2 protein-coding genes are annotated in these 1,746 nt (G+C 33.7%); both read left to right on the plus strand.

Features of this window, described 5'->3' with window-relative positions:
* The coding region (locus tag Q7U95_RS06935) for a CdaR family protein (RefSeq protein ID WP_308753078.1) at nt 1-1,125 on the plus strand (1,125 nt) is incomplete at its 5' end.
* 91 nt (nt 1,126-1,216) lie between these two features.
* The gene (locus tag Q7U95_RS06940) at nt 1,217-1,693 is read left to right on the plus strand and encodes a hypothetical protein (protein ID WP_308753080.1); all 477 of its coding nucleotides are present in this window, start codon (nt 1,217-1,219) and stop codon (nt 1,691-1,693) included.
* Nucleotides 1,694-1,746 lie beyond the last annotated feature (53 nt).

Below are 1,746 nucleotides of genomic sequence, written 5' to 3' on the forward strand. Positions count from 1 at the left end.
GCAGGTGGGGAGAACCCAATGGTAGAGAATTTTATCGATATATCTCTTACCCCAAATAATCTTAGCGGAGGCTTAGTAATAAAAGAGTTTCCCGCAAATGTAAGCGTTGGCATTAGAGGTCCCAAGAATGTAATAAATAACATTTCTCCTAATCAAATTAGCGGGAAAGTTAATTTTTCTGAAATTAGCAAAGAAGGACTATATAAATTAAAGGTAGAAGTTACTACTCCCAAAGGAACACAGATCACTAGAATAATTCCTCCAGAAATTAAAGTAGAAGTTGAAGGGATTTTAGCTAAAGAAGTTGAAGTTGTATATAGTTTAATAGGGATTCCTGAAAAGGGTTTCTCTTTGGCTGATGAACCCCAATTTAATCCTTCTAAGGTTAAGATAATTGGTGCTCAGAGTGTATTAGAAAGTATAAAACAGATAATTTGTGCCATTGATATTTCTGGAATAAAAGAAGATCTAAATAAAAGAATAAAAGTAAAAGCAGTTGATATAAATGGAAATGATATTAAAGAAGTAAAGATTGATCCCGATATAGTGGAAGTGTCAATTTCTATGACACGCGGGTATCCAGAGAAGCGATTAGCGGTAAAGCCAAAAATAATCGGAAAACCAGCTCCAGGTTATTACATCTCTGAAATATTATCCAGCCCCGATGAAATAAAGATTTTTGGTAACTATTTTAAAATAAATAATATTGAGTTTTTGGAGACCATTCCCATCGATGTAAGCGGAATTACTAAAACATTATCAGTAAAAGTTCCTCCTGCCCTGGAAGAAGGATTAAGTATAGTAGAGGGTGAGGTTGGGTTAATAGAGGTAGCCATACAAGTTAAGGAAGCTATAATCCAGAAAATCCTAAAAAATATTTCAGTTGTACCTCAGAATTTGTCTCCCTTTGTATCTTGTGAAATAATACCAGAGGTAGTTGACATAACTGTTGAGGGGAAAAATATTTTAGTTGACAAATTACAAGCAGAAGACGTAAAAGCCTATGTGAAATTTACGGATGATTTTAGGAAAGAGCAGAAGGTAAAAGTTCAAGTAGATCTTACCGAAGGAATTTCTTTAATTAAGATTGAGCCAGAAGAAGTAACGATGTTGATTAATAAATAGAATTTATAATTTTCCAATTTACCAATTCCCCAATACACCAATTGGTAAATCGGATAATTGGTGAATTGGTAAATTAATAAAGGGGTAGTTTATGAAAAAATTATTTGGAACAGATGGGATAAGAGGGATTGCCAATAGGGAACCTATGACTGCCGACATTGCCTTTCATATAGGAAGAGCTGGAGCATATTTATTCAAAGATAAGGTCAATCCTAAGATATTAATCGGCAGAGATACACGAATTTCGGGGGATATGTTAGAAGCTGCTTTAATAGCAGGGATATGTTCAATGGGTGTAAATGTTTTAAGAGCGGGAATAATACCTACTCCCGTAGTGGCTTACCTAACTAGAATTTATAATGCTAATTGCGGCATAGTTATCTCTGCTTCCCATAATCCTTTTGACCATAACGGCATTAAATATATTAGAGGGGATGGTTTTAAATTCACTGATTCAGAAGAAGAAGAAATTGAGAGAATATATTTTGAAAATCATTCAAAAGATGAATGGCCAATTGGAAAAAATATCGGCAGAATAAAAGAATTATCTCAAGCAGAAGAAAAATAATTTAATTACATTAAAAGTACACTCCCTGTAAAATTTAACCTCATGGGATACAA

It is taken from the genome of Candidatus Oleimmundimicrobium sp. (assembly GCF_030651595.1).
Classification (GTDB): domain Bacteria; phylum Actinomycetota; class Aquicultoria; order UBA3085; family Oleimmundimicrobiaceae; genus JAUSCH01.